This is a genomic window from Streptomyces luteogriseus, assembly GCF_014205055.1.
GTDB lineage: Bacteria > Actinomycetota > Actinomycetes > Streptomycetales > Streptomycetaceae > Streptomyces > Streptomyces luteogriseus.
In genome coordinates, this window is record NZ_JACHMS010000001.1 from 1,499,914 (window position 1) to 1,525,586 (window position 25,673).

General features: G+C 73.0%; 21 protein-coding genes and 1 pseudogene. 8 read left to right on the forward strand and 14 right to left on the reverse strand.

Annotated elements, in window-relative coordinates:
• Nucleotides 1–197: 197 nt before the first annotated feature.
• The gene (locus BJ965_RS06840; protein ID WP_184907845.1) at nt 198–1,412 is read left to right on the forward strand and encodes a globin domain-containing protein; all 1,215 of its coding nucleotides are present in this window, start codon (nt 198–200) and stop codon (nt 1,410–1,412) included.
• Between the two features lie 155 nt (nt 1,413–1,567).
• Nucleotides 1,568–3,145 carry an oleate hydratase gene (locus BJ965_RS06845; protein WP_184907846.1) on the forward strand — a complete coding sequence of 526 codons (1,578 nt, stop codon included), beginning with the start codon at nt 1,568–1,570 and terminating at the stop codon, nt 3,143–3,145.
• Nucleotides 3,146–3,172: 27 nt separating this feature from the next.
• On the opposite strand, the gene BJ965_RS06850 is transcribed toward BJ965_RS06845, so the two are convergent.
• From BJ965_RS06850 to BJ965_RS06870, 5 genes are all read right to left on the reverse strand, one after another.
• Nucleotides 3,173–6,064 carry an SWIM zinc finger family protein gene (locus tag BJ965_RS06850; protein WP_376777902.1) on the reverse strand — a complete coding sequence of 964 codons (2,892 nt, stop codon included), beginning with the start codon at nt 6,062–6,064 and terminating at the stop codon, nt 3,173–3,175.
• Nucleotides 6,061–8,916 (reverse strand): DEAD/DEAH box helicase, encoded by a 2,856-nt coding sequence (locus BJ965_RS06855; RefSeq protein ID WP_184907847.1) that lies wholly within the window; start codon nt 8,914–8,916, stop codon nt 6,061–6,063. Before BJ965_RS06855 ends, BJ965_RS06850 begins: the two co-directional genes overlap by 4 nt.
• A 124-nt stretch (nt 8,917–9,040) precedes the next feature.
• Nucleotides 9,041–9,622, reverse strand: coding sequence for a hypothetical protein (locus BJ965_RS06860; RefSeq protein WP_030839554.1), 582 nt, complete (start codon nt 9,620–9,622; stop codon nt 9,041–9,043).
• Entirely contained in the window at nt 9,619–10,767 is a 1,149-nt protein-coding gene (locus BJ965_RS06865) for an ROK family glucokinase (RefSeq protein ID WP_030839551.1), read from the reverse strand. The genes BJ965_RS06860 and BJ965_RS06865 overlap by 4 nt, the downstream gene beginning before the upstream one ends.
• Nucleotides 10,768–10,914: 147 nt before the next feature.
• Entirely contained in the window at nt 10,915–11,652 is a 738-nt protein-coding gene (locus BJ965_RS06870; protein ID WP_184916874.1) for a GntR family transcriptional regulator, read from the reverse strand.
• Nucleotides 11,653–11,780: 128 nt separating this feature from the next.
• Between BJ965_RS06870 and BJ965_RS06875 the strand changes: the two genes are divergently transcribed.
• Nucleotides 11,781–12,803 (forward strand): Gfo/Idh/MocA family protein, encoded by a 1,023-nt coding sequence (locus BJ965_RS06875; RefSeq protein ID WP_184907848.1) that lies wholly within the window; start codon nt 11,781–11,783, stop codon nt 12,801–12,803.
• A 16-nt stretch (nt 12,804–12,819) separates the two neighbouring features.
• Here the strand turns inward: BJ965_RS06875 and BJ965_RS06880 are convergent, their stop codons facing one another.
• Together BJ965_RS06880 and BJ965_RS06885 are read right to left on the reverse strand one after the other, a co-directional pair.
• Complete coding sequence (locus BJ965_RS06880) at nt 12,820–13,497, reverse strand: response regulator (protein WP_184907849.1); 678 nt, start codon at nt 13,495–13,497, stop codon at nt 12,820–12,822.
• Between the two features lie 105 nt (nt 13,498–13,602).
• Nucleotides 13,603–14,877, reverse strand: a complete 1,275-nt coding sequence (locus tag BJ965_RS06885) for a sensor histidine kinase (RefSeq protein ID WP_376777903.1) — start codon at nt 14,875–14,877, stop codon at nt 13,603–13,605.
• 178 nt (nt 14,878–15,055) lie between these two features.
• Here BJ965_RS06885 and BJ965_RS06890 point away from each other — a divergent pair, with 178 nt between their 5' ends.
• Nucleotides 15,056–15,256 carry a hypothetical protein gene (locus BJ965_RS06890; protein ID WP_184907850.1) on the forward strand — a complete coding sequence of 67 codons (201 nt, stop codon included), beginning with the start codon at nt 15,056–15,058 and terminating at the stop codon, nt 15,254–15,256.
• A 37-nt stretch (nt 15,257–15,293) separates the two neighbouring features.
• Here the strand turns inward: BJ965_RS06890 and BJ965_RS06895 are convergent, their stop codons facing one another.
• Nucleotides 15,294–15,689: a ribonuclease domain-containing protein gene (locus BJ965_RS06895; RefSeq protein ID WP_184907851.1), complete on the reverse strand. Its 396-nt coding sequence runs from the start codon at nt 15,687–15,689 to the stop codon at nt 15,294–15,296.
• Between the two features lie 177 nt (nt 15,690–15,866).
• Entirely contained in the window at nt 15,867–16,691 is an 825-nt protein-coding gene (locus BJ965_RS06900; RefSeq protein ID WP_184907852.1) for an AIM24 family protein, read from the reverse strand.
• 124 nt (nt 16,692–16,815) lie between these two features.
• On the opposite strand from BJ965_RS06900, the pseudogene BJ965_RS06905 reads away from it, so the two are divergent.
• A pseudogene (locus BJ965_RS06905) lies at nt 16,816–17,558 on the forward strand (SDR family oxidoreductase).
• A gap of 145 nt (nt 17,559–17,703) precedes the next feature.
• Here the strand turns inward: BJ965_RS06905 and alc are convergent.
• Nucleotides 17,704–18,819 (reverse strand): allantoicase, encoded by a 1,116-nt coding sequence (gene alc / locus BJ965_RS06910; protein ID WP_184907853.1) that lies wholly within the window; start codon nt 18,817–18,819, stop codon nt 17,704–17,706.
• A 37-nt stretch (nt 18,820–18,856) separates the two neighbouring features.
• On the reverse strand, nt 18,857–20,197 hold the full coding sequence (gene allB, locus BJ965_RS06915; protein ID WP_184907854.1) for an allantoinase AllB: 1,341 nt from the start codon (nt 20,195–20,197) through the stop codon (nt 18,857–18,859).
• A 234-nt stretch (nt 20,198–20,431) separates the two neighbouring features.
• On the opposite strand from allB, the gene BJ965_RS06920 reads away from it, so the two are divergent.
• Nucleotides 20,432–21,229, forward strand: a complete 798-nt coding sequence (locus tag BJ965_RS06920; protein ID WP_030839524.1) for an IclR family transcriptional regulator — start codon at nt 20,432–20,434, stop codon at nt 21,227–21,229.
• An 86-nt stretch (nt 21,230–21,315) separates the two neighbouring features.
• Here BJ965_RS06920 and BJ965_RS06925 read toward each other — a convergent pair whose 3' ends face one another.
• Complete coding sequence (locus BJ965_RS06925; protein WP_184907855.1) at nt 21,316–21,645, reverse strand: DUF5955 family protein; 330 nt, start codon at nt 21,643–21,645, stop codon at nt 21,316–21,318.
• 243 nt (nt 21,646–21,888) lie between these two features.
• Between BJ965_RS06925 and BJ965_RS06930 the strand changes: the two genes are divergently transcribed.
• On the forward strand, nt 21,889–22,503 hold the full coding sequence (locus BJ965_RS06930; protein WP_184907856.1) for a nucleotidyltransferase family protein: 615 nt from the start codon (nt 21,889–21,891) through the stop codon (nt 22,501–22,503).
• 208 nt (nt 22,504–22,711) lie between these two features.
• Nucleotides 22,712–24,337: a malate synthase A gene (aceB, locus tag BJ965_RS06935; protein ID WP_184907857.1), complete on the forward strand. Its 1,626-nt coding sequence runs from the start codon at nt 22,712–22,714 to the stop codon at nt 24,335–24,337.
• Between the two features lie 16 nt (nt 24,338–24,353).
• Here the strand turns inward: aceB and BJ965_RS06940 are convergent, their stop codons facing one another.
• Together BJ965_RS06940 and BJ965_RS06945 are read right to left on the reverse strand one after the other, a co-directional pair.
• The gene (locus BJ965_RS06940) at nt 24,354–24,674 is read right to left on the reverse strand and encodes a SelT/SelW/SelH family protein (protein WP_184907858.1); all 321 of its coding nucleotides are present in this window, start codon (nt 24,672–24,674) and stop codon (nt 24,354–24,356) included.
• Complete coding sequence (locus BJ965_RS06945) at nt 24,671–25,585, reverse strand: HipA family kinase (protein ID WP_184907859.1); 915 nt, start codon at nt 25,583–25,585, stop codon at nt 24,671–24,673. The genes BJ965_RS06940 and BJ965_RS06945 overlap by 4 nt, the downstream gene beginning before the upstream one ends.
• Between the last annotated feature and the right edge of the window lie 88 nt (nt 25,586–25,673).

The following is a 25,673-nucleotide window of genomic DNA, read 5'->3' on the forward strand; positions in this document are numbered from 1 at the left end:
CGGTCGTCCCGGTGCCGTACGGCCCTGCGACGGTGCGGGTTTCGGGACCGATACGCCCCGACCCATGGGGCCGTTCGGCCCCTCTTCGCCCAGCGCCGTGAATCAGCGCCGAAACGCGGTCGGGTGCCTGCTACACAGGAGGTGTCGCCGGATGCGAGCGGCGCCCTTCCCACCCCACCCCCTGCCCGGGAGACCTCATGCTGTCCGCAGAATCCGCCGCTGTGGTCCGTGCCACCCTGCCCGCCGTGGCCGGTGCCCTCGACGAGATCACCACCCGCTTCTACGGCGCGATGTTCCGCGACCGGCCGGAGTTGCTCGACGGGATGTTCAACCGCGGCAACCAGGCCAGCGGAGCCCAGCGCCGCGCGCTGGCCGGTTCGATCGCCGGGTTCGCGACCGCGCTGCTCGACGATCCGGAAACCCGCCCGGACACGCTGCTGGACCGGATCGCGCACAAGCACGCCGCGGTCGGCGTAACCGACGACCAGTACACGATCGTGCACAAGTACCTGTTCGGCGCGATAGCCGAGGTCCTCGGCGACGCCGTCACCCCCGAGGTGGCCGCCGCCTGGGACGAGGTGTACTGGCTGATGGCCGGCGCCCTGATCGGCCGTGAGGCCCGCCTGTACCAGGACGCGGGCGTGGAACCCGGCAAGGGGTGGCGGCAGTGGACGGTCGTCGAGCGCCGCATCGAGACCCCGGACGTGGTGTCTTTCCTGCTCCGCCCGGCCGACGGCCAGCCGGCCCCGCGGGCGCGGGCGGGCCAGTACGTGAGCGTGCGGGTCCCGATGGCCGACGGGGTGCACCAGCTGCGCCAGTACAGCCTGTCCTCGGACCCGGGCGGAGATCAGCGGCGGATCACCGTGAAGCGGGTCGCCGGGACGGCCGGGGCACCGGACGGCGAGGTCTCCAACCTGCTGCACGCGCAGATCCACGAGGGCGACGAACTGACGCTCTCCGCGCCCTTCGGCGATGTCTTCCTCGACGATGCGGCCGATGCCACCGCGCCCGTCGTCCTCGTCTCCGCGGGCATCGGCGGCACCCCCATGACGGGCATCCTGGCCCATCTCACCGCCCTCGGCTCGGCCCGCCCCGTGCTGGTCCTGCACGCCGACCGCTCCCCGGCCGACCACGCCCTGCGCACCGAGACGAGCAAGCTCGCCGGGCAACTGCCGGACGCCCGCGCCGTCTTCTGGTACGAGCGGCCCGGCACGGAGGAACCCGACGCCCGCGAGGGCCTGATGAACCTCGACGGCATCGAACTGCCCGAGAACGCCACGGTGTTCCTGTGCGGCCCGCTGCCGTTCATGCGTGACGTTCGCGCGCAACTGCTGCACGCCGGGGTTCCGGCACAGCGCATCCGCTACGAGGTCTTCGGCCCCGACCTGTGGCTGCCCGGCCCGACAGCCTGAACGCCGTCGGGACCTCCCACCCCGCTTGGAGGGCTGCGACACCCCCCGGCTGTTCTGCCCGGACAGGTGGCCAACCGCCCGCTGGCGGGCGCGACAGACGCGGGAATCACTGATGGTGCGGTTCCCGACCGACGGGTGACAACGAGGGGCACGTGATGGCGAAGGCATATCTGGTGGGAAGCGGTGTCGCGGCGCTCGCCGCGGCCACGTTCCTGATCCGCGACGGCGGATTCGACGGAGCTGACATCCACCTCTTCGAGGAACGACGGGAGATCGGCGGCGAACCGGACGCGGACGGCACGGCCGGCGCCGGTCACGCCATGCGCGACGGGCGGATGTTCGAGGCCGAGTTCCGCTGTACCCACGACCTGCTCTCCGGCATTCCCGCCCTCGACGACCCCTCGGTGCCGGTTACGCAGGAAATCCTCGCCGGACACGTGGACTTCGCCCGGGACGACGTCGCACGCCTCATCGACGGCGACGGGAAGATCGTCGACACCCGCTCGATGGGATTCTCCGAGCGCGACCGACTGGAGCTGGTCCGGTGCCTGGCCACCCCTGAAGGGCACCTGGACGGCAAGCGGATCACCGACTGCTTCGGCGAGCACTTCTTCTCCACGAACTTCTGGTTCATGTGGTGCACCGCGTTCGCCTTCCAGCCCTGTCACAGCGCCATCGAGTTCCGCCGCTACCTCAGGCGCTTCATCCACCTCTTCCCCGAGTTCTCCGCCATGTCAGGCATCCACCGCACGCGTTACAACGAGTACGACTTCCTCGTGCGCCCCCTGACCGCCTGGTTGAGCGAACGCGGCGTCACCTTCCACACCGGATGCCACGTCACCGACCTCGGACTCGCACCGGAACGCCCGAACACGGTCGTCAAGACCATCTTCCTCTCCCGGCACGGACGGGACGAGAGGATCGTCGTGGCACCCGAGGACCTGGTCCTGGTGACCAACGGCTCCATGACGGACGCCTGCAGTCTTGGCTCGCACACCGCCCCACCGTCCCCACGGCCCCACCGCTCCGACGCCTGGCTGCTCTGGCACCGGCTGGCCCGCGGACGGGACGACTTCGGCAACCCGGCCGTCTTCGACAAGCACATCAAGGAGTCCCGCCTGGAGTCGTTCACCGTCACCGCCAAGGAGCCGGGCTTCCTCGAAGCGCTGGAGGAGTTCAGCGGCCGCGAGACCGGCGAGGGCGGCCTGATGACCTTCACCGATTCGAACTGGCTCCTCACCATCGTCGCGCCCCGCCGGCCCATCGGTCCCGACCAGCCTGAGGGGGTCTCGGTCTGGTGGGGCTACGGCCTGTTCCCCGGCCGTGCGGGCAACCACACGCCGAAGCCGATGACGATGTGCTCCGGCCGGGAAATCCTGGAAGAGGTCCTTCACCACCTGCCGTTCGACGAGCGGGTGAGCGCTCGCGTCCTGGAGACCTCCACCGCCGTGCCCTGCCTGATGCCGTACCTCACCAGCCAGTTCCTGGCCCGCCGCCGCGACGACCGGCCCAAGGTCGTCCCCGAGGGATCAGTGAATCTCGCCTTCATCGGACAGTTCGCCGAAGTACCCGACGACGTCGTTTTCACCGTCGAGTACTCCGTACGCACTGCCTGGACAGCGGTGGCCCGACTCCTCCGCCTCGACAAGCAGCCTCCACCCGTCTACAAGGGCCACCACGATCCCCATGTCCTGGCCGCCGCCCTGGAGTCCATGCACCGCCGTCACGCGTGAGCCCCGAGGACGCCCCGGGGGGCTCCATCAGAGGTCGCCCGGCAGCCCGAGGCCGGTGAGGGCGCCGACCGGGTCCAGGTCCGGCGTGCCTCTGGGCCACCAGTCGTCGCGGCCCGGCTCGGACTCGTACGCGTACCAGAGGCCGTCGCGGCCGAGACGGAGCTGGACGTGGCCCTGGGGGTGGGTGAGGTGGTTGCGCCGGGGCCGGAAGGCGGGCAGGTCGGCGGCGAGCAGGAGAGGGCGGGCCCGGTCGAACCGCCCGGCCGGCGGATCCCACGGCTCCTCCAGTACGGCGAGGCCCTCCGGTCCGCCCTGACGCCAGGCGGCGACCGCCCGGGCCAGCTCGGACGGGGTACGGCCCGCCGCGGCGGCGAGGGACGCGTAGAGCGCCCGGGTGCCGGCGGTGAGTCCCGCCCCGGGTCGGGCGGCGGCCAGGCGGACGGCGTCCTGCCAGAAGGTGAGCTGCCCGACCGGGTCACGGCCGGTGCCGAGCAGGGCGTGGGCGCGGGCCGCGGCGTCCGTGGCCAACTGGTCCAGCGCGAAGGGGTCCGGGCCGCCTGGAGCCGCCGGGTAGGCCGGGGGCTGCTCGGGGTGGGCGGGCGGAGGCAATGGAGCGGGGAGGGGCGCGGGGGCGCGCGAGGCGAGCACCTCCGCCGCCCGCACGCCGGGCAGGGGCGCCGGGCCCCTGTCCTGCGCGGCGCGCGCCGCGCGGGTGGCGCTCAGCCGCGACAGCGCGTCGAGCAGGTCCCGCTCGCCCCGGCCGCGCAGCAGGAGCAGGACGAAGGGGTCGGCGTCGAGCAGCCGGGCGGTCTGGTAGCAGAGGGCGGCCGCGTGCTTGCAGGGGTGGCCGCGGTCGGGGCAGCTGCAATGGGGCTCCAGGTCACCGGGGCCGGGCAGCAGCGGCACGCCGCACTCCGCGAGGGACTGGGGCATCTCCTTGTCGAGCAGGGCCGCGATGTGCCCGGGGCGGTCGGCGGCGGCGTCCAGGAAGCGGTCCCAGTCGGTGTCGTCGAGCGTGCGCAGGCGCACCTGGACGCGGTACGGGCGGGGGCGGCTGCCCTGGACGTAGGCCAGCACGAGGCCGGGGGTCACGGTGATGGCGTCGACATGCCCCTGTCCCGCGTATCCCCGCCCGCGCTCCAGCCGCTTCACGTCGAGCGCTCCCTGCTCCAGCGCCTCGACCCAGGCGTTGCCCCACCAGCTCTCGGCGAAGCGGTCGCCGTCCCGGGGCGGGAGGGGCGGGAAGGTACGGCGGAGTTCGTTGTCACGGGACGGGGCGGCCATGGACCGGGGGGATCGGGCCGACCGGGGGGCGTGGGACGCGGAGCTCGTGGGCGCGGGGTGGCGGGGCCGGGTGTGGGACGGGGGTGGGGTCGCGACGGAGGCCGGGGCAGGCCTGGTCGGGGTGTCTGAGGGCGGGGTATCGGTGGTGGGCGGGGCGTCGTGGTGCTGGGCGTCGTGGTGCTGGGTGGGGGCGAGATCCTGGTCGGCCCGGCCGTTGCCGTGCGGGATGGGGGCCGGTTCCCGGGGGGCCGGGTCACTCGTGCCGGTGGTCGGGGCAGCCGAGGCCTCGGGACGAGATTCCGGGCTTCCTGCGCTGCGCGGCGTTTCCGGGCTCGGCGCGGTCAAGTCGTGCCCAGTGTCCGGCGTGTCGGGGCGCGGCACGACCAAGTCGTGCCCACGGTCCGGCGTCTCCGGGTTCGCCGCGGCCAAGTCCTGCCCGCTGCCCGACGCCTCCGGGCCCGATGAGGTCAGGCCGTGCCCACGGTCCGGCGTCTCCGGGTTCGCCGCGCCCAAGTGGTGCCCACCACCCGGCGCATCCGAGCTCGGCGCGGTCAGGCCGCTCCCACTGCCCGACGCCTCCGGGCTCGCCGCGGCCAAGTCCTGCCCGCTGCCCGACGCCTCCCGGCTCGCCGTGGCCAAGTCCTGCCCGCTGCCAGGCGCATCCGAGCCCGGCGCGGCCAGGCCATGCCATGTGTTCGGCGCATCCGGGCCCGATGCGGCCAGGCCGTGCCCGGTGTCCGACGTCTCCGGGTTCGCCGCAGCCAAGTCCTGCCCACGGTCCGGCACATCCGAGCCCGATGCAGCCAAGCCGTTCCCACGGTCCGGCACATCCGAGCCCGCCGCGCCCATGCCCCGCAGCGGGTCGGCCGTGCGAGCGGACCGGCTCTCCTGCCCGGTCGTCAGCTCATGGTCGTCCGAGGTCGCGTCCGACAGGTCCGGCATCCGGAAGGCGTCGGACAGCAACTGCCGTAGGCCGTGCGCGCCCCTGCCGGAGGCGTCCGCGCCCGCCCGTCGCGCAGCTGCCGCCCTGTCGTCCACGGCGCGCTGCCGGGCCCGGCGCCTGCGGCGGGCACCTTCCCGCTCGGTCTCCTCGCGGGCCCGCCGTGCGTCGTCCCGAGCCGCGCGCAGCGCCTCGCGTGCGACGTCCGCGGCCCGCGGCTCGGCGCCCGGCCGGTCGGCAGACCGTGCGGGGGCCGCACCGGCCGGGGTGGTCTCCTCCGGACTCGTCCGCGGGGCGCCGGATTCCCGCGGCTCCGGATTCACGACCGCCGGGCTGTCCGCGCGTGCATCGGCGTCGCGGGGCGTGCCGACGTCCTCCGGCCCACTGTCCACACCGGGGGCAGTCGTGTCGTGCCGCTCAGCGCCGCCTTCGGAAGCGGAGGGGCCGGCGACCTCGCAGGCATCGTCCCCCCGCCGCCCGGACACCGCCCTCCGCAGCGCTTCGCGTGCCGCGTCCGCCGGACCGGGAGCCTCCTCCTGGGCGGCGGCTCCCCCGGCCGGTGAGGGTTCCGTACGGGCCGGGTCCTGAGCCGCCCGCTCGCGGGCCTCGCGCAGCGCGCGGCGGGCCTCGTCGGCCGGGCGGGCGCCCGTCGCGTCGTCCCCGGGGGCGGGTGCACGGTCCTCGCGGGGTGTCATGCCGACCTCCGCAGGGACACCAGGTCGGTCAGCTCCCGGTCCGTCAGTTCCGTGAGGGAGGACTCGCCGGAGCCGAGGATCGCGTCGGCCAGGGCACGCTTGGACCGGAGCATCTCGGCGATGCGGTCCTCGACGGTGCCCTCCGTGATGAGGCGGTGCACCTGGACCGGCTGGGTCTGGCCGATGCGGTACGCGCGGTCGGTGGCCTGTTCCTCGACGGCCGGGTTCCACCAGCGGTCGAAGTGCACGACATGGCCCGCCCGGGTGAGGTTGAGGCCGGTCCCGGCCGCCTTGAGCGACAGCACCAGGACCGGCGTCGAACCGGCCTGGAAACGGTCCACCATGCGCTCCCTCTCGGGGACCGGCGTGCCGCCGTGGAGGAGGTCGACCGGGACGGCGCGGGTGGCCAGATGGGACGTGATCAGGCGGGCCATCCCGACGTACTGGGTGAAGACGAGGGCGGACCCGTCCTCGGCCAGCAGGGTGTCCAGCAGCTCGTCCAGCAGGGCGAGTTTCCCGGAGCGGGCGGCGAGCCGGTCGCCGGCGGACGGGGTGTGCTCCTCCTTGAGGAACAGCGCGGGGTGGTTGCAGATCTGCTTCAGCGAGGTGAGGAGCTTCAGAACCAGGCCGCGGCGGGGCATGCCCTCGGCCGTCTCGATGGCGAGCATCGACTCGCGGACGACCGCCTCGTACAGCGCGGCCTGTTCACGGGTGAGCGGCACCGGATGATCGGTCTCCGTCTTGGGCGGCAGCTCGGGCACGATGCCCGGGTCGGACTTCTTGCGGCGCAGCAGGAAGGGCCGGACCAGCCGGGCCAGACGCTCCACCGCCTCCTCGTCCTCGCCGTTCTCCACGGCGCGCGCGTGCCGGGCGCGGAAGGACTTCAGCGGGCCGAGCAGGCCCGGGGTGGTCCAGTCGAGCAGCGCCCACAGCTCCGAGAGGTTGTTCTCGACGGGGGTGCCGGTCAGGGCCACGCGCGCGGGGGCCGGGATCGTGCGCAGGGCCTTGGCGGTGGCCGAGTAGGGGTTCTTGACGTGCTGCGCCTCGTCGGCGACGACCATGCCCCAGGTGCGGTCGGCCAGGGCGGGGGCCGCCGAGCGCATGGTGCCGTAGGTGGTGAGGACGAAGCCGCCGTCCAGGTCGTCGAGGCTGCGGTCCGGGCCGTGGAAGCGGCGGACGGGGACGCCGGGGGCGAAGCGGTTGATCTCCCGCTGCCAGTTGCCCAGCAGGGAGGCAGGGCAGACCACCAGGGTCGGTTCGCGGCGGGCCCGCTTGAGGTGCAGGGCGATGAGGGTGACGGTCTTGCCGAGGCCCATGTCGTCGGCGAGGCAGCCGCCGAGGCCGAGGGAGGTCATCAGGTCGAGCCAGGCCAGGCCCCGGAGCTGGTAGTCCCGGAGGGTGGCCCGAAGGGCCGGGGGTGGTTCGGCCGGGCGGATCCCCGCGGTCAGGCGGTCGCGCAGGGCGGCCAGCGCACCGACGGGGACGGCCTCGACCGTCTCGCCGTCGACGTCGGCCGTGCCGGTCAGGGCTACGGACAGCGCGTCGACCGGGTCGAGCAGGCCCAGGTCCCGTTTGCGGGCCTTGCGGACGAGCGCCGGGTCCACCAGCACCCACTGGTCGCGCAGCCGGACGACCGGGCGGTGGGCCTCGGCGAGGGCGTCCATCTCGGTGTCGGTGAGCGGGTCGCCGCCGAGCGCCAGCTGCCAGCGGAACTGGAGGAGGTCCTCGCTCTCGAAGAAGCCGGTGCCGTCGGTCGCCGAGCCGGGGGCCGTTCGGACCACCGCCGCGGCGGACAGGTCCTGCGCGAGGTCCCGGGGCCAGTGCACGGCGACCCCGGCGGCCGCGAGCCGGGTCGCCGCGACGCCGAGCAGGTCGCTGAGCTCGTCCTCGGTCAGGGCCAGCACGTCGGGCACGTCCTGGTCGGCGAGCCGGTCGAGCGGGGGCCAGACGCGGGCCGCGCGGCGCACGGCGAGGGCGGCGTCCACGCGCGCGCGGGGCCCGAAGGCGTCGGCGGCGCCCGCCCACAGGGCCGCCGCGTCGGCGACGAGGGTGGGGTCGGCGAGGCTGTGCACCTGGACGATCGCGGCTCCGGCGCTGCGGGCACCGCCGGAGGCGTCGTCGAACAGGTCGTACGCCGACAAGTCCAGGCGCAGCGAGATCCGCACGCCGGCGTCCATGCCGGCGGCGACCTCGGCGGCCCAGTCGTGGGCGGTGGGCAGGTGCTGGGCCTCGCGGGCGGCGAAGGGCCTGCCGGAGGTGTGGGGCGCGGCCGGGGTGCGGGGCAGGGTGTCGGCGACCGCGTCGAGGAAGGCGCGTACCAGGGCTTCCGGTTCGGGCAGCAGGATCGGGCCGGGGCCCGGCAGCGGCACGGCGTGGCCCTCGTAGGGCAGGGCGGCGGCCACCGCGCGCAGGTGCGCGATGTCGTCGGGGTCGAGGGGGCCGGCCCGCCAGGCGTCGTGGCCCATGGCGGTGAGGCCGGGCAGCAGCCGGCCGCGGGCGGTCAGCCGCAGGGCGTGCAGGGCGGCGGCGCCCCAGCAGGCCGTGGCGGGGTGGGCCGCGGGGTCGTGCCGGGCGCGCACGAGGAGCGGCAGGGCCGCGTCGAGCGGGAGGGTCAGCGCACGGGTGGTGCGGCGCCGGACTCCGGCGGCGCCGTGCCGTCGTACGACGGTCAGCTCGGTGTCCCGGGCGTCCGCGGTGTCTTGCGCGTCCCCTGGGGGGAGGGGCTCGCCCTCGGGGTCCCAGAAGGCGATGCGGCCCTCGCGCGGGAGGGGCGCGGGCAGGAAGACGGCGGGGAGCCGGACCGGGACAGTGGTGTCCCCCGTCCGCTCGGCCACCTGGGCCGCCTCTCGCATACGTCCTGCCACCTCCCGCCCAGCGTGTCGGATCAGTTGTCTCCGACTCTACGGGCGGCCTCTGACAATCGGCCCCGGCGGCGGGCCAGGGGGCTGCTGACGGATCTCCGCGGCGTCACGCCCCCTAGGGCACCGTCCGGCCCACGACGTACACCCAGGGGTACGCCGGGTTGGACAGGTCCACGACCACGTCGTGGGTGGGTGCGGGGTTCTTCTGCCGGTGGACGAAGCCGTACCAGGAGTCGGTCGTGGCGAACTTCCAGCCGGTGATCTTCCGGTCGCGGGCGCCGATGGTGATGTGGCCCTGCTTCAGGTCCTTGCGGGTCACGCCCAGACCCGTCAGGTAGGCGTCCAGACCGGCAGCGTTGGTCTCGAACTGGGTGTAGAGGCGGCTGGTCTTCCAGTTGTTGGTCTCGTAGTACGCCACGTGCCAGGCCGGGTGCGGGACGGGCACCTGGTAGATCCGGCGCTGGAGCTTGGAGGGCCAGCCCTCGGTCAGGCCGGTCGCCGAGTACTTCGCCTCCTTGTCCTTGCCGCTGTCGCGGCTCTGGTTCGCGGAGATCACGAGGTAGCCGGCCGGGACGCCGATGAGCAGCACGATGATCAGCAGGGTGAGGGCCCTGCGGCGGATCATGTGACGGCGGTCCTCGGCCGGACGGTCCGGCTCGTCGGGCCAGGAACCCTGGTGGGGCAGGGAAGCGGTCACAACGTCTCCTGGGTACTGCGCAGCGACTGCGTGTACCGCTCGTAGCGCTCGTACCGCTCCACGCGGCGGCGCTTGGCGCGGCGGAAGCGGCGGGCGACCAGCCGGGCGAGGTCGGCGGCGCCGACCATGCCGGCCTCCGGGCCGAGCTGGGCCCGGACGATGCGGGCCTCGGGGCGGTAGCCGCGGCCGGTGAGATGCCGCTTGAAGGCGTCCCGGGCGGGGCCGATCAGCAGGTCGTCGGCGGCCGAGACACCGCCGCCGATCACGAAGCAGGAGGGGTCGAGGGCGGCGGCGAGGTTGGCGATGCCGACGCCGAGCCACTGGCCGATGTCCTGGAGCAGTTCGATGCACATGGCGTCGCCGTCGCGGGCCAGCTCGGTGATCATCGGGCCGGTGATGTCGCCGATGCTGCCCTTGACGTGCTCGATGATCCCGTACGCGACCGGCGAGTCGGCGGCGGCCAGCTCGCGGGCCTCGCGCACCAGGGCGTTTCCGGAGCTGTACTGCTCCCAGCAGCCGCGGTTGCCGCACGGGCAGCGGTGTCCGCCGGGTACGACCTGCATGTGGCCGAACTCTCCGGCGACGCCGTACTTGCCGCGCTTGACCTGGCCGTCCTCCAGGATCGCGCCGCCGATGCCGGTGCCGAGGGTGATCATGACGAGGTGGTCCTCGCCGCGCCCGGCGCCGAAGCGCCACTCGGCCCAGGCGGCGGTGTTGGCGTCGTTGTCCACCAGGACCGGGACGGACAGCCGGCCCGAGAGGCGGTCGCGGAGCGGTTCGTTGCGCCAGGACAGGTGGGGGGCGAACAGCACGCGGTTGCGGTCGGCGTCCACCCAGCCGGCCGCGCCGATGCCGACGGCGTGCACGTCGTGCCGGTCGGAGAGGTCAAGGACCAGCTCGGCGATGGTGTCCTCGACGACCTTGGGGCTCTTGGACTTGTCCGGGGTCTCCGTGCGGAGCATCTCCAGGATGTTGCCGTCGGCGTCGACGACACCCGCCATCACCTTCGTACCGCCGATGTCGATGCCGACCGTGGGCACGCGGGGGGCCGTCAGGTGCGAGCGGCGCTCCCGGGTGCCGACGGTGCGGAGCACGGTGGCACGGCGGGAGCCGATGGGGGCGGTGAAGTCGCGGTAGGTGCTCATCGCCGCCGATTCTGCCTCACCAGGGGGCAGGGTGCGGAGCAGAGGGGGGTGCGGATCATTGCCGAGTGCGGCCCGGTGGGGGCTTGTCGCGCCCCCGCGGCGGAGCCGCTGATCAGCCCAGCCCCGTGCCCCTCATCAGCATGACCATCACGTCCGTACGAGCAGCTGGAACTCGAAGGAGTAGCGCGTCGGACGGTACGTGTGTGTGCCGAATTCCACTGCTCGACCGGTGTCGTCGAACGTCACCCGCTGCATGGTCAGCAGCGGCGCGCCCGCCTCCTCCGCCAGCCGCTCCGCCTCCTCCTTCGTCGCCGCCCGGGCGCCGATCGACTGACGGGCGCTGTGCAGGGTGATGCCCGCCGACCGCATCATGCGGTAGAGGCCGGTGGTCTCCAGCTGGTCCGTGTCGAGGTCGATGAGGCCGGGCGGCAGGAAGTTGCAGAGGTAGGCCATGGGCTCGCCGTGGGCGAGGCGGAGGCGTTCGACGCGGTGGACGTCGCTGTCCTCGGCGACGCCGAGTGCGGCGGCGACCTCGGCGGAGGCGGGGACGAGCCTGTTGACGAGCACGCGGGTGGCCGGGCGCTGGCCCGCCGCCTCCAGGTCGTCGTAGAGGCTGCTGAGCTCGAGCGGGCGTTTGACCTGGCTGTGCACGACCTGGGTGCCCACGCCCCGGCGGCGTACGAGGAGGCCCTTGTCGACGAGCGACTGGATCGCCTGACGGACGGTCGGCCGGGACAGGCCGAGCCGGGCGGCGAGCTCGATCTCGTTGCCCAGCAGGCTGCCGGGGGTCAGCGTGCCGTGCTCGATCGCGGCCTCCAGCTGCTGGGACAGCTGGAAGTACAACGGCACGGGAGAGCTGCGGTCCACACTCAGCTCGAGCTGCACGGTCGGGTCCACTTCTGGTTTCGGCACGGGCCGAGCGTAGCTCCGTGCGTTGTTGACGGGAAGTCGTGTAGTCAGATTGTCCGGACATACAGATTGACAGCGGCGAGCTGTGCACGCACTTTGTTTTCATGCGCATCGGCGTCATCGGTACGGGCCGCATCGGCACCCTCCACGCGAACACGCTCAGCCGGCATCGCGAGGTCGGCTCCCTGATCCTCACGGACGCGGACGCCGCCCGGGCCCAGGGACTGGCGCACCGGCTGGGCGAGACGGCGGCGCCCGGCGTGGAGGAGATCTTCCGCTGGGGCGTCGACGCCGTGGTGATCACGACGGCGACGTCGGCCCACGCCGAACTGATCGGTCGGGCAGCACGCTCGGGTCTGCCGGTGTTCTGCGAGAAGCCCATCGCGCTGGATCTGCCGGGGTCCCTGACCGCGATCGCCGAGGTCGAGGCGGCCGGGACTGTTCTCCAGATGGGCTTCCAGCGCCGCTTCGACGCGGGCTACACGGGTGCGCGCGAGGCCGTGCGGTCCGGCCGGCTGGGGCGGCTGCACACGGTGCGAGCGTTGACCAGCGACCAGGCGCCGCCGGACGCCGCGTGGCTGCCGTTGTCCGGCGGCCTGTACCGGGACACGCTGATCCACGACTTCGACGTGCTGCGCTGGGTGACCGACCGGGAGGTCACGGACGTCTACGCGGCCGGGTCCGACGCCGGGCCGCGGATGTTCCGCGAGGCGGGCGACGTCGACACCGCCGCCGCGCTCCTCACCCTCGACGACGGGACCCTCGCCACGCTCACCGCGACCCGGATGAACGGGGCCGGCTACGACGTGCGCATGGAGCTCGCCGGGGAACGCGACCAGATCGTGGTCGGCCTGGACGACCGTACGCCGATCGCGTCCACCGAGCCGACCGGGCCACCGGCCGCGGACAAGCCGTGGCCGGGTTTCCTGGAGCGGTTCGGACCTGCCTACGAGGCGGAGCTGAACGCGTTCGTCGAGGTCGTCCGGGGCGAGCGGGCCAACCCCTGCGACGGGCGCGAGGCGCTGCAGGCACTGCGGATCGCCGAGGCGTGCGAACTGTCGCGGCGGGAGCGCAGGCCGGTGCACCTCGCGGAGATCGCCGGCGGTTCCCCGCCCCCGTTCGCCTGACGGCGTACCCGGCCGGTCAGTGCTCTTCCTGCTCCTCCTCCAAGAGCCCCGCGTCGTAGGCGAGCAGCGCGATCTGCACGCGGTTGTTGAGGTCGAGCTTGGCCAGGATGCGCGAGACGTGCGTCTTCACGGTGGCGACGCTCATGAAGAGGCCGGTGGCGATCTCGGCGTTGGCCAGGCCCCGGCCGACCGCGACGGCGACCTCGCGCTCGCGGTCGTTCAGGACGGCGATGCGTTCCCGGGCACGGGTGCGGCGCGTGTCGGGGCCGGTGCCGACGGCGTGCCGCATCAACTGGCGGGTGACCGCGGGCGACAGGACCGGGTCGCCGGCCGCGACACGGCGCACCGCCGCGATGATCTCGGCCGGCGGGGTGTCCTTGAGGACGAATCCGGCGGCGCCCACGCGCAGCGCCCGCAGGACCTGCTCGTCGGCGTGGAAGGTGGTGAGCACCACCACCTGCGGGGCGTCCTCGCGGGCGCGCAGCCGCTCCGTGGCCGTGAGACCGTCCACCGTCGGCATCCGGATGTCCATGAGCACGACGTCCGGGCGGGTGCGGTCGACGAGGGCCTCCGCCTCGGCGCCGTCGGCGGCCTCACCGACGATCTCGAGGTCGTCGGCGCCGCCCATCATGAGGGACAGCCCGGCCCGCACCAGCGGATCGTCGTCGACGAGGAGCAGTCTGATCGCAGTCATGGGCCTTACGTAATCACGGCGGGCCGGGCTTCGGGACCGGACGGGCGGGGCCAACGCCCGGCGCCGCGCGTGAGGTTGACGGCCGGAGGCCAGGGCGAGGGGTGCTCATTGCCACGGCAGCCACGCGCGCACCTCGAAGCCGCCGCCGGGCGTGCGCGCGTGCTCCAGCCGGCCGCCCGCGAGGGTCGCCCGTTCCGTGAGGCCGATCAGGCCCTGCCCGGAGCCGGGGACGTGCGGCACCTCGCCCACGGGCGGCGGGTTGTGCACGCGGACGGTGAGGCCCGTGCCCGGCGTGCCGGTGACGGTCACCGTGACCTCCGTGCCGGGGGCGTGCTTGCGCGCGTTGGTCAGGCCCTCCTGGGCGATCCGGTAGGCGGTGCGCCCGACGGAGGCCGGCACGGTGGCGGAGTCCTCGACGCGCTGCTCCAGGGCGACCTTCATGCCGGCCTCGCGGGACTCGGCGACCAGCGTGTCCAGCGCCGCCAGGGTCGGCTGCGGCCGGCCCGTGTCGTCGGGCTCGCCCGCGCGCAGCACGCCGATGATCTCCCGCAGGTCCTGGAGCGCCTCGTGCGCGCTCTCCCGGATCACGCCCGCCGCCCGCGCCGTCTGCGCGGGAGGCGCGTCGGGCCGGAATTCCAGAGCGCCCGCGTGCACGCTCAGCAGCGTCAGCCGGTGGGCGAGCACGTCGTGCATCTCCCGGGCGATGGCCTCGCGGGCGAGCCGCTGCGCCTGATCGGCCCGCAGCCGCGCCTCCGTCTCGGCGCGCCGGGCGCGGTCCCTGAGGCTCACCATCAGCTGCCGTTTGGCCCGTACGAACATGCCCCAGCCGACGATCGCCACGGTGAGCACCACCACGAAGGCAACGCTCACCAGATAGGGGAGGTCCGCGTCGGGCCGCACCCAGTAGTAGAGCGGCACCAACGCCACGTTGATGCCGCCCACCCAGGCCACGTACCGGAAGGGGCGGTGCACCGCGAGGGTGAACAGGGCGATCAGGCCCGCGCCGCCCGAGGTGTCCGAGACGAGGGTCAGGGGCGTCATGGCCACGGCCAGCCCCAGCGGCCAGCGGCGCCGCAGCCAGACCGCCGCGCAGGCCAGCGCGCCGATCACCTGGTCGACGGCGGCGAGCCCGGGCGGCACGTGGGGGTTGTCGGCGAGCGCCTCCATGGCGGTCGCGCCCACCAGCACGGCCAGCAGGAAGCAGGAGAAGTCGACGATCCAGTCGCGGGCGGTGCGCCGGGGCCGCCTGCCGGCCCGTGCGGCGTCGGGATCGAGTTCGTGCAGGAGGGCCGATGGGAAGAACCATCTGCGCCCGGTGATCAGCGCGGGCGTCCCTCCCGCCGGTACCGGGGAGGCGTGCCCCACGTCGTCACCACTCACGAGCGACAAATCTACGCAGCCGATGTCCGTCCCACCCGCCCTCGGGCGGGATCGTCGACCAAAGTCGGCGCACCGCAGACTTTCGGCACGGTCGCGGCGCCGGGGCGGGGACTTCCGTCCTGCTGGGCTCGTCCCGCGGCCGATGTGCGTGGGGGGTCCGCGGGACGAGGCTGGCGGTATGAAGCAGGTACTGGAGATTCTCGGCTTCCTCGCCCTGGTCCAGGGCGTGGCGGGCCTGGTGCACGAGTTCACCGACTGGAACTGGGGCCTGGTCCAGCGCCTGGGGTTCCTCGACGGCTACGAGATCTACGCGAGCGTCGCACTGCTCGTGCTGGGCGTTGCCCTGTTCGGGGCGGCCGGGAGCCGGAAGTCCGTCTGAGCTGCCGACGGACGTCCGGCCCGCGGTCCCTCAGGGCTCAGCAGCCGTAGTCGACCAGGTCGAACGACTCGTAGTGGTCGGCCGTGTAGTAGTCCTCCTGGTTCTGCTCACCGGTGACGATGCGCCGCGCACCGCGGGTCGAGGAGCCCGGGGTGATGACCGTGTACTCGTGGTAGTAGCCGGAGGACTTGCTCGGCAGGACGCCTTCCCGGTTCTGGAAGACGGTGCCGTCCTGGTCGAACGGGTAGGGGCCGCCCTGCTCGATCAGGTCGAGCGTGTCGTGGGCCTGGGACGGCAGGGCGCTGTAGCAGATGTCGCCGACGGCGGTGGGGGCCGCGTCGGCCGTGGTGGCGGAGACGGTTCCGCCGACGAGGAGAGCGGACAGAAGGGCGGCTGCTGCGCCGAGCCGCGTGGCGCGTGGGGGGAAATTCATGACGTTCATGATGACGCGCGTAGACGCTGGCATGTCAATGACAAGCATGGAGAATTTCCTGTGAAGCCCCCGGAGTTCGCGGGAAGTTCACCGGCGGCGCGGCGCCCTCACGCGCCGTCCGGCAGGCCGGAAGACCCCGTCGGCACCCGCCAGGTCACCGCTGGTCCGTACGCCGCCTCACTGGGCGTTGGTGGAGAACAGCCCGCCCGTCGGGCCCTGCTTGTCGCCACCCTGGGCCTTCTTCAGGGCGTTGGCGAGGCTCTCGATGGTGAGGGACTGCAGGATCACGCGGCCGTCGCCCTCCAGGGTGGCCAGGGACAGGCCCTCACCGCCGAAGACGGCGTTCATCACACCCTGGCGGTTGAGGCCGCCGACGCGTTGGACGCCGTACCGGATGCCCTCCTCGAAGGCCACGACGCACCCCGTGTCGACCTCGACGCGGCCGCCGAAGTCGGCCGGGTTCAGGTCGATGAAGTTGCCGGCTCCGGCGATGATCACCGTCCCGCGTCCGGTGAACTTCTCGAGGACGAAGCCCTCGCCGCCGCTCCGGCCGGTGCGGCCGCCCTGGAAGGCGATGCCGAAGTCGACGGTGGACTCGGCGGCCACGAAGGCGTCCTTCTCGGCGAACCACGCGCGCGTGCCGTCCAGTTCCAGCGCGCGCATCTCCCCGGGGAGCACGCCCGCGAAGCCGACGGTGCCCTCGCCGCCCTGGGTGGTGAAGTACTGGAACGCCAGCGACTCCCCCGCGAGGGCGCGCTGGCCGGCCTGCATGGCCGTGCCCATGGCCTGGCGCAGCAGCCCGCCCATGCCGCCCGAGCCGCTGCCGCCGGGCTGCGACTGCTGCCCGCCACCGCTCGACGGGCCGCCCAGGCGGGTCTCCATGGTCACGTTCGTGGTCTTGAACAGGAACTTTCCGGCCTCGCAGTACACCGTCTGACCGGGCTGCAGGCTCACGACCGCCATCTGCATGGCGTTGCCGACGATCTCTTGCTGAAGGGTCACGACCGGAGAACGCAAGAAGCGGAGGGAAAGGTTCCGAATGTGCTCCGAACCGGGTGTGCGCGGTGAAGACGTCGACGTCCGTTCGCCGCCAGCGCCGGTGCCGTGCGGCCGCTGGGATGGACCCATGACTTCTCAGGGAACTCTGGACGGCAAGGTGGCTCTCGTGACCGGCGGGAGCCGTGGCATCGGAGCGGCGACGGCGGTACGGCTGGCCCGGGAGGGCGCGGACGTGGCCGTCAGCTATGTGAACGGCAAGGAGGCGGCGGAGGACGTCGTACGGGCCGTGGAGGCGCTGGGGCGCCGGGCGGTGGCGCTGCGCGCGGACACGGGCGACGCCACGGAGGCGGCCGGGGTGGTGGACGCGGCGGCGGAGGCGCTGGGCGGGCTCGACATCCTGGTCAACAACGCCGGCGTGGGGGTGCTCGGTCCGCTGGACACCCTGTCGCTCGCGGACGTGGACCGGGTCCTCGGCATCAACGTACGGGGTGTCTTCCTGGCCTCCCAGGCGGCCGCGGCGCGGCTGCCCGAGGGCGGGCGGATCATCACGATCGGCAGTTGCATGGCCCAGCGGGTGCCGGGGCCGGGCGGGACCCTCTACGCGACGAGCAAGGCGGCCCTGGCGGGCCTGACCAAGGCACTGGCCCGGGAGCTGGGCGGGCGCGGGATCACGGCGAACCTGGTCCTTCCCGGCCCGATCGACACCGACATGAACCCGGCGGAGGGCCGTACGCGTCCGGGCAGGCGGCGATGACGGCGCTGGGCCGGTTCGGGACCGCGGAGGAGGTGGCGTCGACGGTCGCCCACCTGGCGGGGGCGACGTACGTGACCGGGGCGGAGTTCTCGGTGGACGGAGGCCACGCGGCGTGAGGCAGGCGTGGACGTACGTGTTTCTCACGGCGTGCTCCCGGTGAGGCACGGGCGCCGTGAAGAGCGTTCCCCCGTGAGGGCACGTGTGCCGTGACGTACGTGGGGCGCACCGGTGCTGTCCGGCCGGTGCGCCCCGTGGGCCGGTTCAGCCGCCGAGCTCCTGGTGGCGTGCCGCCAGCCTGCTCGTGCCCTCCGGGGTCAGTGAGCCGAACAGGCGGAGCCGGGAGATGCCACCGTCCGGGAAGATGTCCACGCGTGCGTGCGTGCCGACGGCCGGGGCCGGGAGGACGAAGCGGTGGTTGGTGTCGGGCTGGAGGCGGGTGCGGGGCAGGATCTCCTGCCAGTCGCCGTCCTCGCCGTCCTTGACCGAGACCGAGGCCCAGCCGGCGCTGTTGCCCTTGAGGTAGGCGGTGTCGATCTCCAGGGCGCGGACCTGGGCCTGGGCGGCCAGCCGGTAGCGGATCCAGTCGTGGCCCCGGTCGCGGCGGCGGCGGGTCTCCCAGCCGTCGTCCATCTTGCGGGAGCGGCCCGGCTGGATGGTGTTGGAGGCGGGCGAGTAGAAGAGGTCGGAGGCGTCCTCGGCCCGGCCCCCGTTCTCCAGGGCGACGACGTCGAAGGTGCCCAGCGCCTCCAGCCACGCGGGGTCGGGGACGACCTCGCCGTGGACGCGCAGGCGGGCGATGCCGCCGTCGGGGTGCTGGTTGACCCTGAGGTGCGTGAAGCACTGCTCGGCGGCGACGGCGAAACCGTTCGCCGCGTGGCCGCCGATCGCGGTGCGCGGGACGAGGGTCGTCCACTTCACGTCGTCCCCGAGGAGCTCCTCCGGCGACGGTGAGCCGGGGAGGCGGGTGCCCTCGACGGACACGGCCTGTGGGTAGTTGCCGCGGAAGTGGGCGGTGTCGACGACGATCCCGCGGATCACGCCGGGGGCGCCGAGGCGGACCAGCGCCCAGTCGTGGTCCTCGGCGGTCGGCCAGGGGTGGTCGGCGCAGGCGCCCCGGCGGCGGCGGGTCTCCCAGCCGTCCATGATCTTGCCTTTGTGGCCGAAGTGCTCGGGGTCGAACTCGGCGGGCTCGGGCACCAGCAGGTTCTCGCGCTGGGCGAAGAACTCGTCGTTGGCGGCGATGACTCCGGCTCCGAGACGCCGGTCGGCGAGGTCGGCGTACTGAGTGAAGGGGAAGTCGGCGGTGCGGTAGTCCGCGTACGGGTCGCCGCCTCCGTAGGGGTTCGCGTCGCCGGTGAAGCTGGGAATCGCCGTCACGGTGATCAGATCTGCCTTTCGAGGTCCGGAATGGGATTCAGTGGGTCCGGGTGAGGAGCCGCCCCTTCGGTTCGGTGAACTCACCGTCCACGACGATGCGCTGCCCGCGCAGCCAGGTCGACTTCACGACGCCGTGCAGGGTCCTGCCCGCGTACGCCGTGACGTGGTTGCGGTGCTGGAGGGACACCGGGTCGACGGTGAAGGTCTCGTCGGGGGCGAGGACGGCGAAGTCGGCGTCACGGCCCACCGCGATGGCGCCCTTGCGGTCGTCGAGCCCGACCAGTTCGGAGGTGCGCGCGGACATCCAGCGCACCACGTCCTCCAGGCCGTGCCCGCGCCTGCGGGCCTCCGTCCACACCGCGGCCAGGCTCAGCTGGAGTCCGGAGATGCCGCCCCAGGCCGTCGCGAAGTCGTCGGTCTTCAGGTCGGCCGTGGACGGGGAGTGGTCGGTGACGATGCAGTCGATGGTGCCGTCGGCGAGGGCCTGCCAGAGCAGGTCCTGGTTGGCGGCCTCGCGGATGGGCGGGCAGCACTTGAACTCGCTGGCGCCGTCGGGGACTTCCTCGGCGGTCAGGGTCAGGTAGTGGGGGCAGGTCTCCACGGTGATGCGGACGCCCTCCGCCCGCGCCTCGGCGATCAACGGCAGGGCGTCGCTGGAGGACAGGTGCAGCACGTGCACGCGGGCGCCGAGGGCCTTCGCCTCGCGGATGAGCTGGGCGATGGCGGTGTCCTCGGCGTCCCGGGGGCGGGAGGCGAGGAAGTCGGCGTACTTCGGGCCCGGCCGCTGCGGGGCGGAGGCGAGCAGGTGGGGGTCCTCGGCGTGCACGATGAGCAGGCCGTCGAAGGCGGCGATCTCGGCCATGGTGCGGGCGAGGGGGTCGCGCTCCAGGTGGGGGAACTCGTCCACGCCGGACGGCGACAGGAACGCCTTGAAGCCGAAGACGCCGGCCTCGTGCAGCGGGCGGAGATCCTTGACGTTGTCGGGCAGGGCGCCGCCCCAGAAGCCGACGTCGATGTGCGCCTTGTCGGCGGCGACCTGCTGCTTGGTCCGCAGGTGCGGGACGGTCGTGGTCGGCGGGAGGGAGTTGAGGGGCATGTCGACGAGGGTCGTGATGCCACCGGCGGCCGCGGCGCGGGTGGCGGTCCAGAAGCCCTCCCACTCGGTGCGGCCGGGGTCGTTGACGTGCACGTGCGTGTCGACCAGGCCGGGCAGCAGGACGTGGTCGCCCAGGTCCTCCAGGCGGGCACCCTCGGGTACGGGCGCGTCGTGCGGGAGGACGGCGGTGATCGTGCCGCCGGTCACCGCGACGGACGCGGCGCGCGTCCCTTCGGGAGTGATGACCCGCGTCGAGCGCAGCACCAGTTCAGCGTCGGACACCCGAACCCCTTACTTCCGCGTAACGGAATTCAACTTTCTGTTGAAGGAGTCTTCACTCCCCCTTCCGTGCAGTCAAGGGCACACTTGACTGTGGCGCCTTTCGGCGAAACTCCTGGACGTTTCCACAAAGCGGAATTAAACTTCCAGCACGCAGAACGTAGCTACGTACAAGCGGGGAGTCAACCGGCTGCCGGGTAGGCTTCTGCCCTTCCCGCCCGCCCCGAAAGGAACGCCGTGCCGACGTCCAGCGCCAGCACCACCGACTCCGCCCGGTCCTCCGCCAACGGCGGCGTCCAGTCCCTGGAGCGCGCCTTCGACCTGCTCGAACGGATGGCGGACGCGGGTGGCGAGGTCGGCCTGAGCGAGCTGTCCGCGAGCAGCGGTCTGCCCCTGCCGACCATCCACCGCCTGATGCGCACGCTGGTGGCCTGCGGGTACGTACGTCAGCAGCCCAACCGTCGGTACGCGCTCGGCCCGCGCCTGATCCGCCTCGGCGAGTCCGCCTCCCGGCTGCTGGGCACCTGGGCACGGCCGTACCTGGCACGGCTCGTCGAGGAGACCGGCGAGACGGCGAACATGGCGCTGCTGGACGGGGACGAGATCGTCTACGTGGCACAGGTACCGTCGAAGCACTCGATGCGCATGTTCACGGAGGTCGGCCGGCGGGTGCTGCCGCACTCCACGGGCGTGGGCAAGGCCCTGCTCGCCGGTTTCCCGCCCGAGGAGGTGCGGGCCCTGCTGTCCCGAACGGGCATGCCCGCCGCAACGGAGAAGACGATCACGACCGCCGACGGCTTCCTCGCGGCCCTGGAGGACGTACGCCGGCAGGGCTACGCCATCGACGACAACGAGCAGGAGATCGGGGTCCGCTGCCTCGCGGTGCCGGTGCCCGACTCCCCCACCGCCGCGGCCATCTCCATCTCCGGCCCGGCGGGCCGGGTCACCGAGGCGGCGACGGACAAGATCGTGCCGGTGCTCCAGCAGGTCGCCGTGGAGCTGTCAGCGGCACTCGCCAGCCAGAGCCCGGCGTAACGACGGCGGACTCAGGGCGCCACGCCCCCGGGCCCGACCACCCCTCAGGACACCGCGCCACCCCGGGCCCGACCGGCCCGGGGCGACTACCCCTGCCCCCGCACCGGACCCCCGAAGAGATCGACCGCCCGCCGGACCTCCGTGAGGTCCGCGGACAGGGCGCTCACCGAGCCGATCGCGCCCGCGATCAGCAGGAGGGAGCGGCGCAGACAGGGGGTCTCGGGGATGCCGTCGGCGGCCATGGCCGCCAGCGCGGCCAGTTCCTCCTCGGCGATGGTCCGGTCGGCGAACTCGCCGGGATGGGCGGCCAGTCGGCGGCGCAGCCGGGACACCGCGGAGCGCAGCTCCGTCACGCGCGGGTCCTCCTCGCCGCCGGTCACAGACCCCTGCCGCTTCTGCTCCACGCTCCGCAACACAGTCCTCCCCCTCGCACCTCGTCGTGCGCATGCCCTTCCGACGCGAAGTCCCCCACACCGGGCAGCGGTCGGGTGCCCGGCCGGTCGGTGCGGGCGACAGTAAACGACGCGGACCACCGGGCGCCAGTCCATTGCGTCATCGACTTGTTTCGCTGAGTGACTTTCTGGCCCGAGGCGCACGCCCGTGCGGCGCGCACCCCGCGGCGTCGCACCCCTGTACGGGGCGTGCGGTATGCAGGAGCCATGACGACACGGGAGACGACGGGCGGGGCACGAGCGGTTGCGGGACTGCTGCTCGCGGCCGGCGGCGGACGGCGACTCGGCGGGCGACCCAAGGCACTGCTCCCCCACCGGGGACGGCCCCTGGTGGAGCACGCGGTGCGGGTGCTGCGGGAGGGCGGCTGCACGACCGTCCACGTGGTCCTCGGCGCACAGGCCGACGACGTGCGCGCGCGGGCCTCGCTGCCGGGCTGCGTCCTGGTCGACAACCCCGGCTGGGAGCAGGGGATGGGGAGTTCCCTGCGCGCCGGACTCGACTCGCTCACCGGCACGGGCGCGCGGGCCGCCCTCGTGTCCCTCGTCGACCAGCCCGGCATCGGACCCGAGGCGGTGGCCCGGATCCTCGCGGCGTACGGGGGCGAGGAGTCGCTCGTCTCCGCCGCGTACGACGGTGTGCGCGGCCATCCGGTGCTGTTCGGTGCCGCCCACTGGGCGGGCATCGCCGCGACTGCGACCGGGGACCGGGGGGCACGCGCCTACCTGAAGGAGCACCGGCCGGCCATCACCCTCGTCGAGTGCGGGGACGTGGCCCGGCCCTACGACATCGACACCGAAGCCGATCTGACCCACCTGGAGTGAGCGGGGTGGCACGGAGCGCCACCTTGCCTCGACCCGGAGAATCTCGACATCAACAGACGATTGAACTTCCACCATGAGGAAACTAGTATCCACTGTTCAGAAGCGCCCGACGGCTCCCCGGGCGCCGAACGCCGTATCCGGGAAGACTGGCACCCGGTGCCAAGCACGCCGGCTCGTCTTCACAGCTCGCTGAAGGAAGTGACCGTTCATGTCCGCTCCAGCGCCGTCCCCGCTGGCCATCGTCGACGCCGAACCCCTGCCCCGGCAGGAGGAGGTCCTCACCGAAGCGGCGCTCGCCTTCGTGGCCGAGCTGCACCGGCGGTTCACGCCCCGGCGTGACGAGCTCCTCGCCCGCCGCGCCGAGCGCCGCGCCGAGATCGCCCGCACCTCCACCCTCGACTTCCTCGCGGAGACGGCCGCGATCCGCGCCGACGACTCCTGGCGGGTCGCCCCGGCCCCGGACGCCCTGAACGACCGCCGGGTCGAGATCACCGGTCCCACCGACCGCAAGATGACCATCAACGCCCTCAACTCGGGCGCCCGGGTGTGGCTCGCGGACTTCGAGGACGCCTCCGCGCCCACCTGGGAGAACGTCGTCGGCGGCCAGCTGAACCTGAGCGACGCCTACACCCGGAACATCGACTTCACCGACCCGAAGTCCGGCAAGGCGTACGCGCTGAAGGCGGACGAGGAGCTCGCCACGGTCGTCATGCGCCCGCGCGGCTGGCATCTGAACGAGCGTCATCTCGTCGACGCCGACGGCACCCCGGTGCCCGGCGCGCTCGTCGACTTCGGCCTGTACTTCTTCCACAACGCCCAGCGGCTGCTGGACCTGGGCAAGGGCCCGTACTTCTACCTCCCGAAGACGGAGTCCCACCTGGAGGCCCGCCTCTGGAACGAGGTGTTCGTCTTCGCGCAGGAGTACTGCGGCATCCCGCAGGGCACGGTCCGCGCGACGGTCCTCATCGAGACGATCACCGCCGCGTACGAGATGGAGGAGATCCTCTACGAGCTGCGCGAGCACGCCTCCGGGTTGAACGCGGGCCGCTGGGACTACCTGTTCTCCATCGTCAAGAACTTCCGTGACGGCGGCGCCGAGTTCGTCCTGCCGGACCGCAACGCGGTGACGATGACGGCCCCGTTCATGCGCGCGTACACCGAACTCCTCGTCCGCACCTGCCACAAGCGCGGCGCCCACGCCATCGGCGGCATGGCGGCCTTCATCCCGTCCCGCCGGGACGCCGAGGTGAACAAGGTGGCGTTCGAGAAGGTCCGCGCCGACAAGGACCGCGAGGCCGGCGACGGCTTCGACGGCTCCTGGGTCGCCCACCCCGACCTGGTGCCGATCGCCATGGAGTCCTTCGACAAGGTCCTCGGCGACAAGCCCCACCAGAAGGACCGCCTCCGCGAGGACGTCCACGTCGAGGCGGCCGACCTGATCGCCGTCGACTCGCTCGACGCCAAGCCGACGTACGCGGGCCTGGTCAACGCCGTGCAGGTGGGCATCCGTTACATCGAGGCGTGGCTGCGCGGCCTCGGCGCCGTCGCCATCTTCAATCTGATGGAGGACGCGGCCACCGCCGAGATCTCCCGCTCCCAGATCTGGCAGTGGATCAACGCGGAGGTCGTCCTCGACAACGGCGAGCAGGTCACCGCCGACCTGGCCCGCAAGGTCGCCGCCGAGGAACTCGCGAACATCCGGGCCGAGATCGGCGACGAGGCGTTCGCGGCCGGCAACTGGCAGCAGGCGCACGACCTGCTGCTGACGGTCTCGCTCGACGAGGACTACGCCGACTTCCTGACGCTCCCGGCGTACGAGCAGCTCAAGGGCTGACCCGCCGAGCCGGACGCTAACGTTCCGAGTGGCCCAGGGACTTCTTCGGGGCCACTCGGTCGCGTACGGCCTTCTTCACCGCCGTCGGCTCCGGGAAGCCCTGCTCGCGCCGGTCCCAGACGACCTCGCCGCCGACGCGGACGGTGAACACCCCGCCGGTGCCGGGCTTGAGGGCCAGTTCCGTCAGTTCCGCCTCGAAGGTCGTGAGCAGCTCCTGCGCCAGCCAGGCCGCGCGGGGCAACCAGCGGCACTGGGTGCAGTACTCGATCTCGACCCGTGCCGAGGCGCCCGGGGCGTCCTCCGTCAGTTCGATCCCGATCCGCTGAACATCCGTCATCCGAGGTGCACCGACCAATCCTGCTCGGCCGCGGGCTTTCCGTGCAGGTCGGGCACCTGCTTGAGCCACGCGGGGCGTCCTTGCTGGTTCCTCGCCGCCCGCAGGGCCTCCTCGGCGGCGAGTTCCTCCCGGGTGGGGAAGCCGGTGGGCAGCCAGTCCGCGGAAGCCCGCACGCGCGCGTGCAGGTACGTCACGTAGGCCGCGCGCACCTCGTCCGCGCCGGCGAAGCCCGGCTCGTCCGCGAGCCAGGCGTCCGGGACCTCGGCGAGGATCCCGCGCAGCAGCTCCTCGGTGACGCGGGGCGCCAGCTCGGCGTCGGCGGCCGGGATGTCGGGGCCGTAGTGACCGAGGGCGTGGTGCCGGAAGTCGTAGGCCTTGCGGGGGTCGGTGGCGTCCCAGCGGTGGTGGAAGACCAGGGCGGCGCCGTGGTCGATCAGCCACAGGCGCGCGGGTGCGACGCCGAGGGTGGGCCAGACCATCAGGTTGGAGCTGTGCACCGTACGGTCGACGTTCACGGTCAGCGCGTCGAGCCAGACGATCCGCCCCGCCTCCAGGGGATCGACGGGGAAGACCCGGGCGACGTCCGGGGTGAAGTCACGGGCGCCCGGTAGGTGGTCCATGCCGAGGTTGAGGCCCGCGCTGGCCGCGTGCAGCTCCCGTACCTCCTGGTGGGGTTCGTGGTCCGCGATCGCCGGGTCGAAATGCACCAGGACCAGCTCGGGGAAGCGCAGCCCGAGGGCGCGGGCCAGCTCCCCCACGATCACCTCGGCGACGAGTGCCTTGCGGCCCTGCGCGGAGCCGGTGAACTTCACGACGTAGGTGCCGAGGTCGTCCGCCTCGACGACCCCGGGGACGGACCCGCCGGAGCGCAGGGGTTCGACGTAACGGGTCGCGGTGACCTCTCTCAGCATGGTCCTCGGCCCCACGAACCGTGTGCCTGGTCTCTCACGGGCAACTCCCTCGCATACCGCCCGAGCATACAAAGCGGGGCGCCCGGGC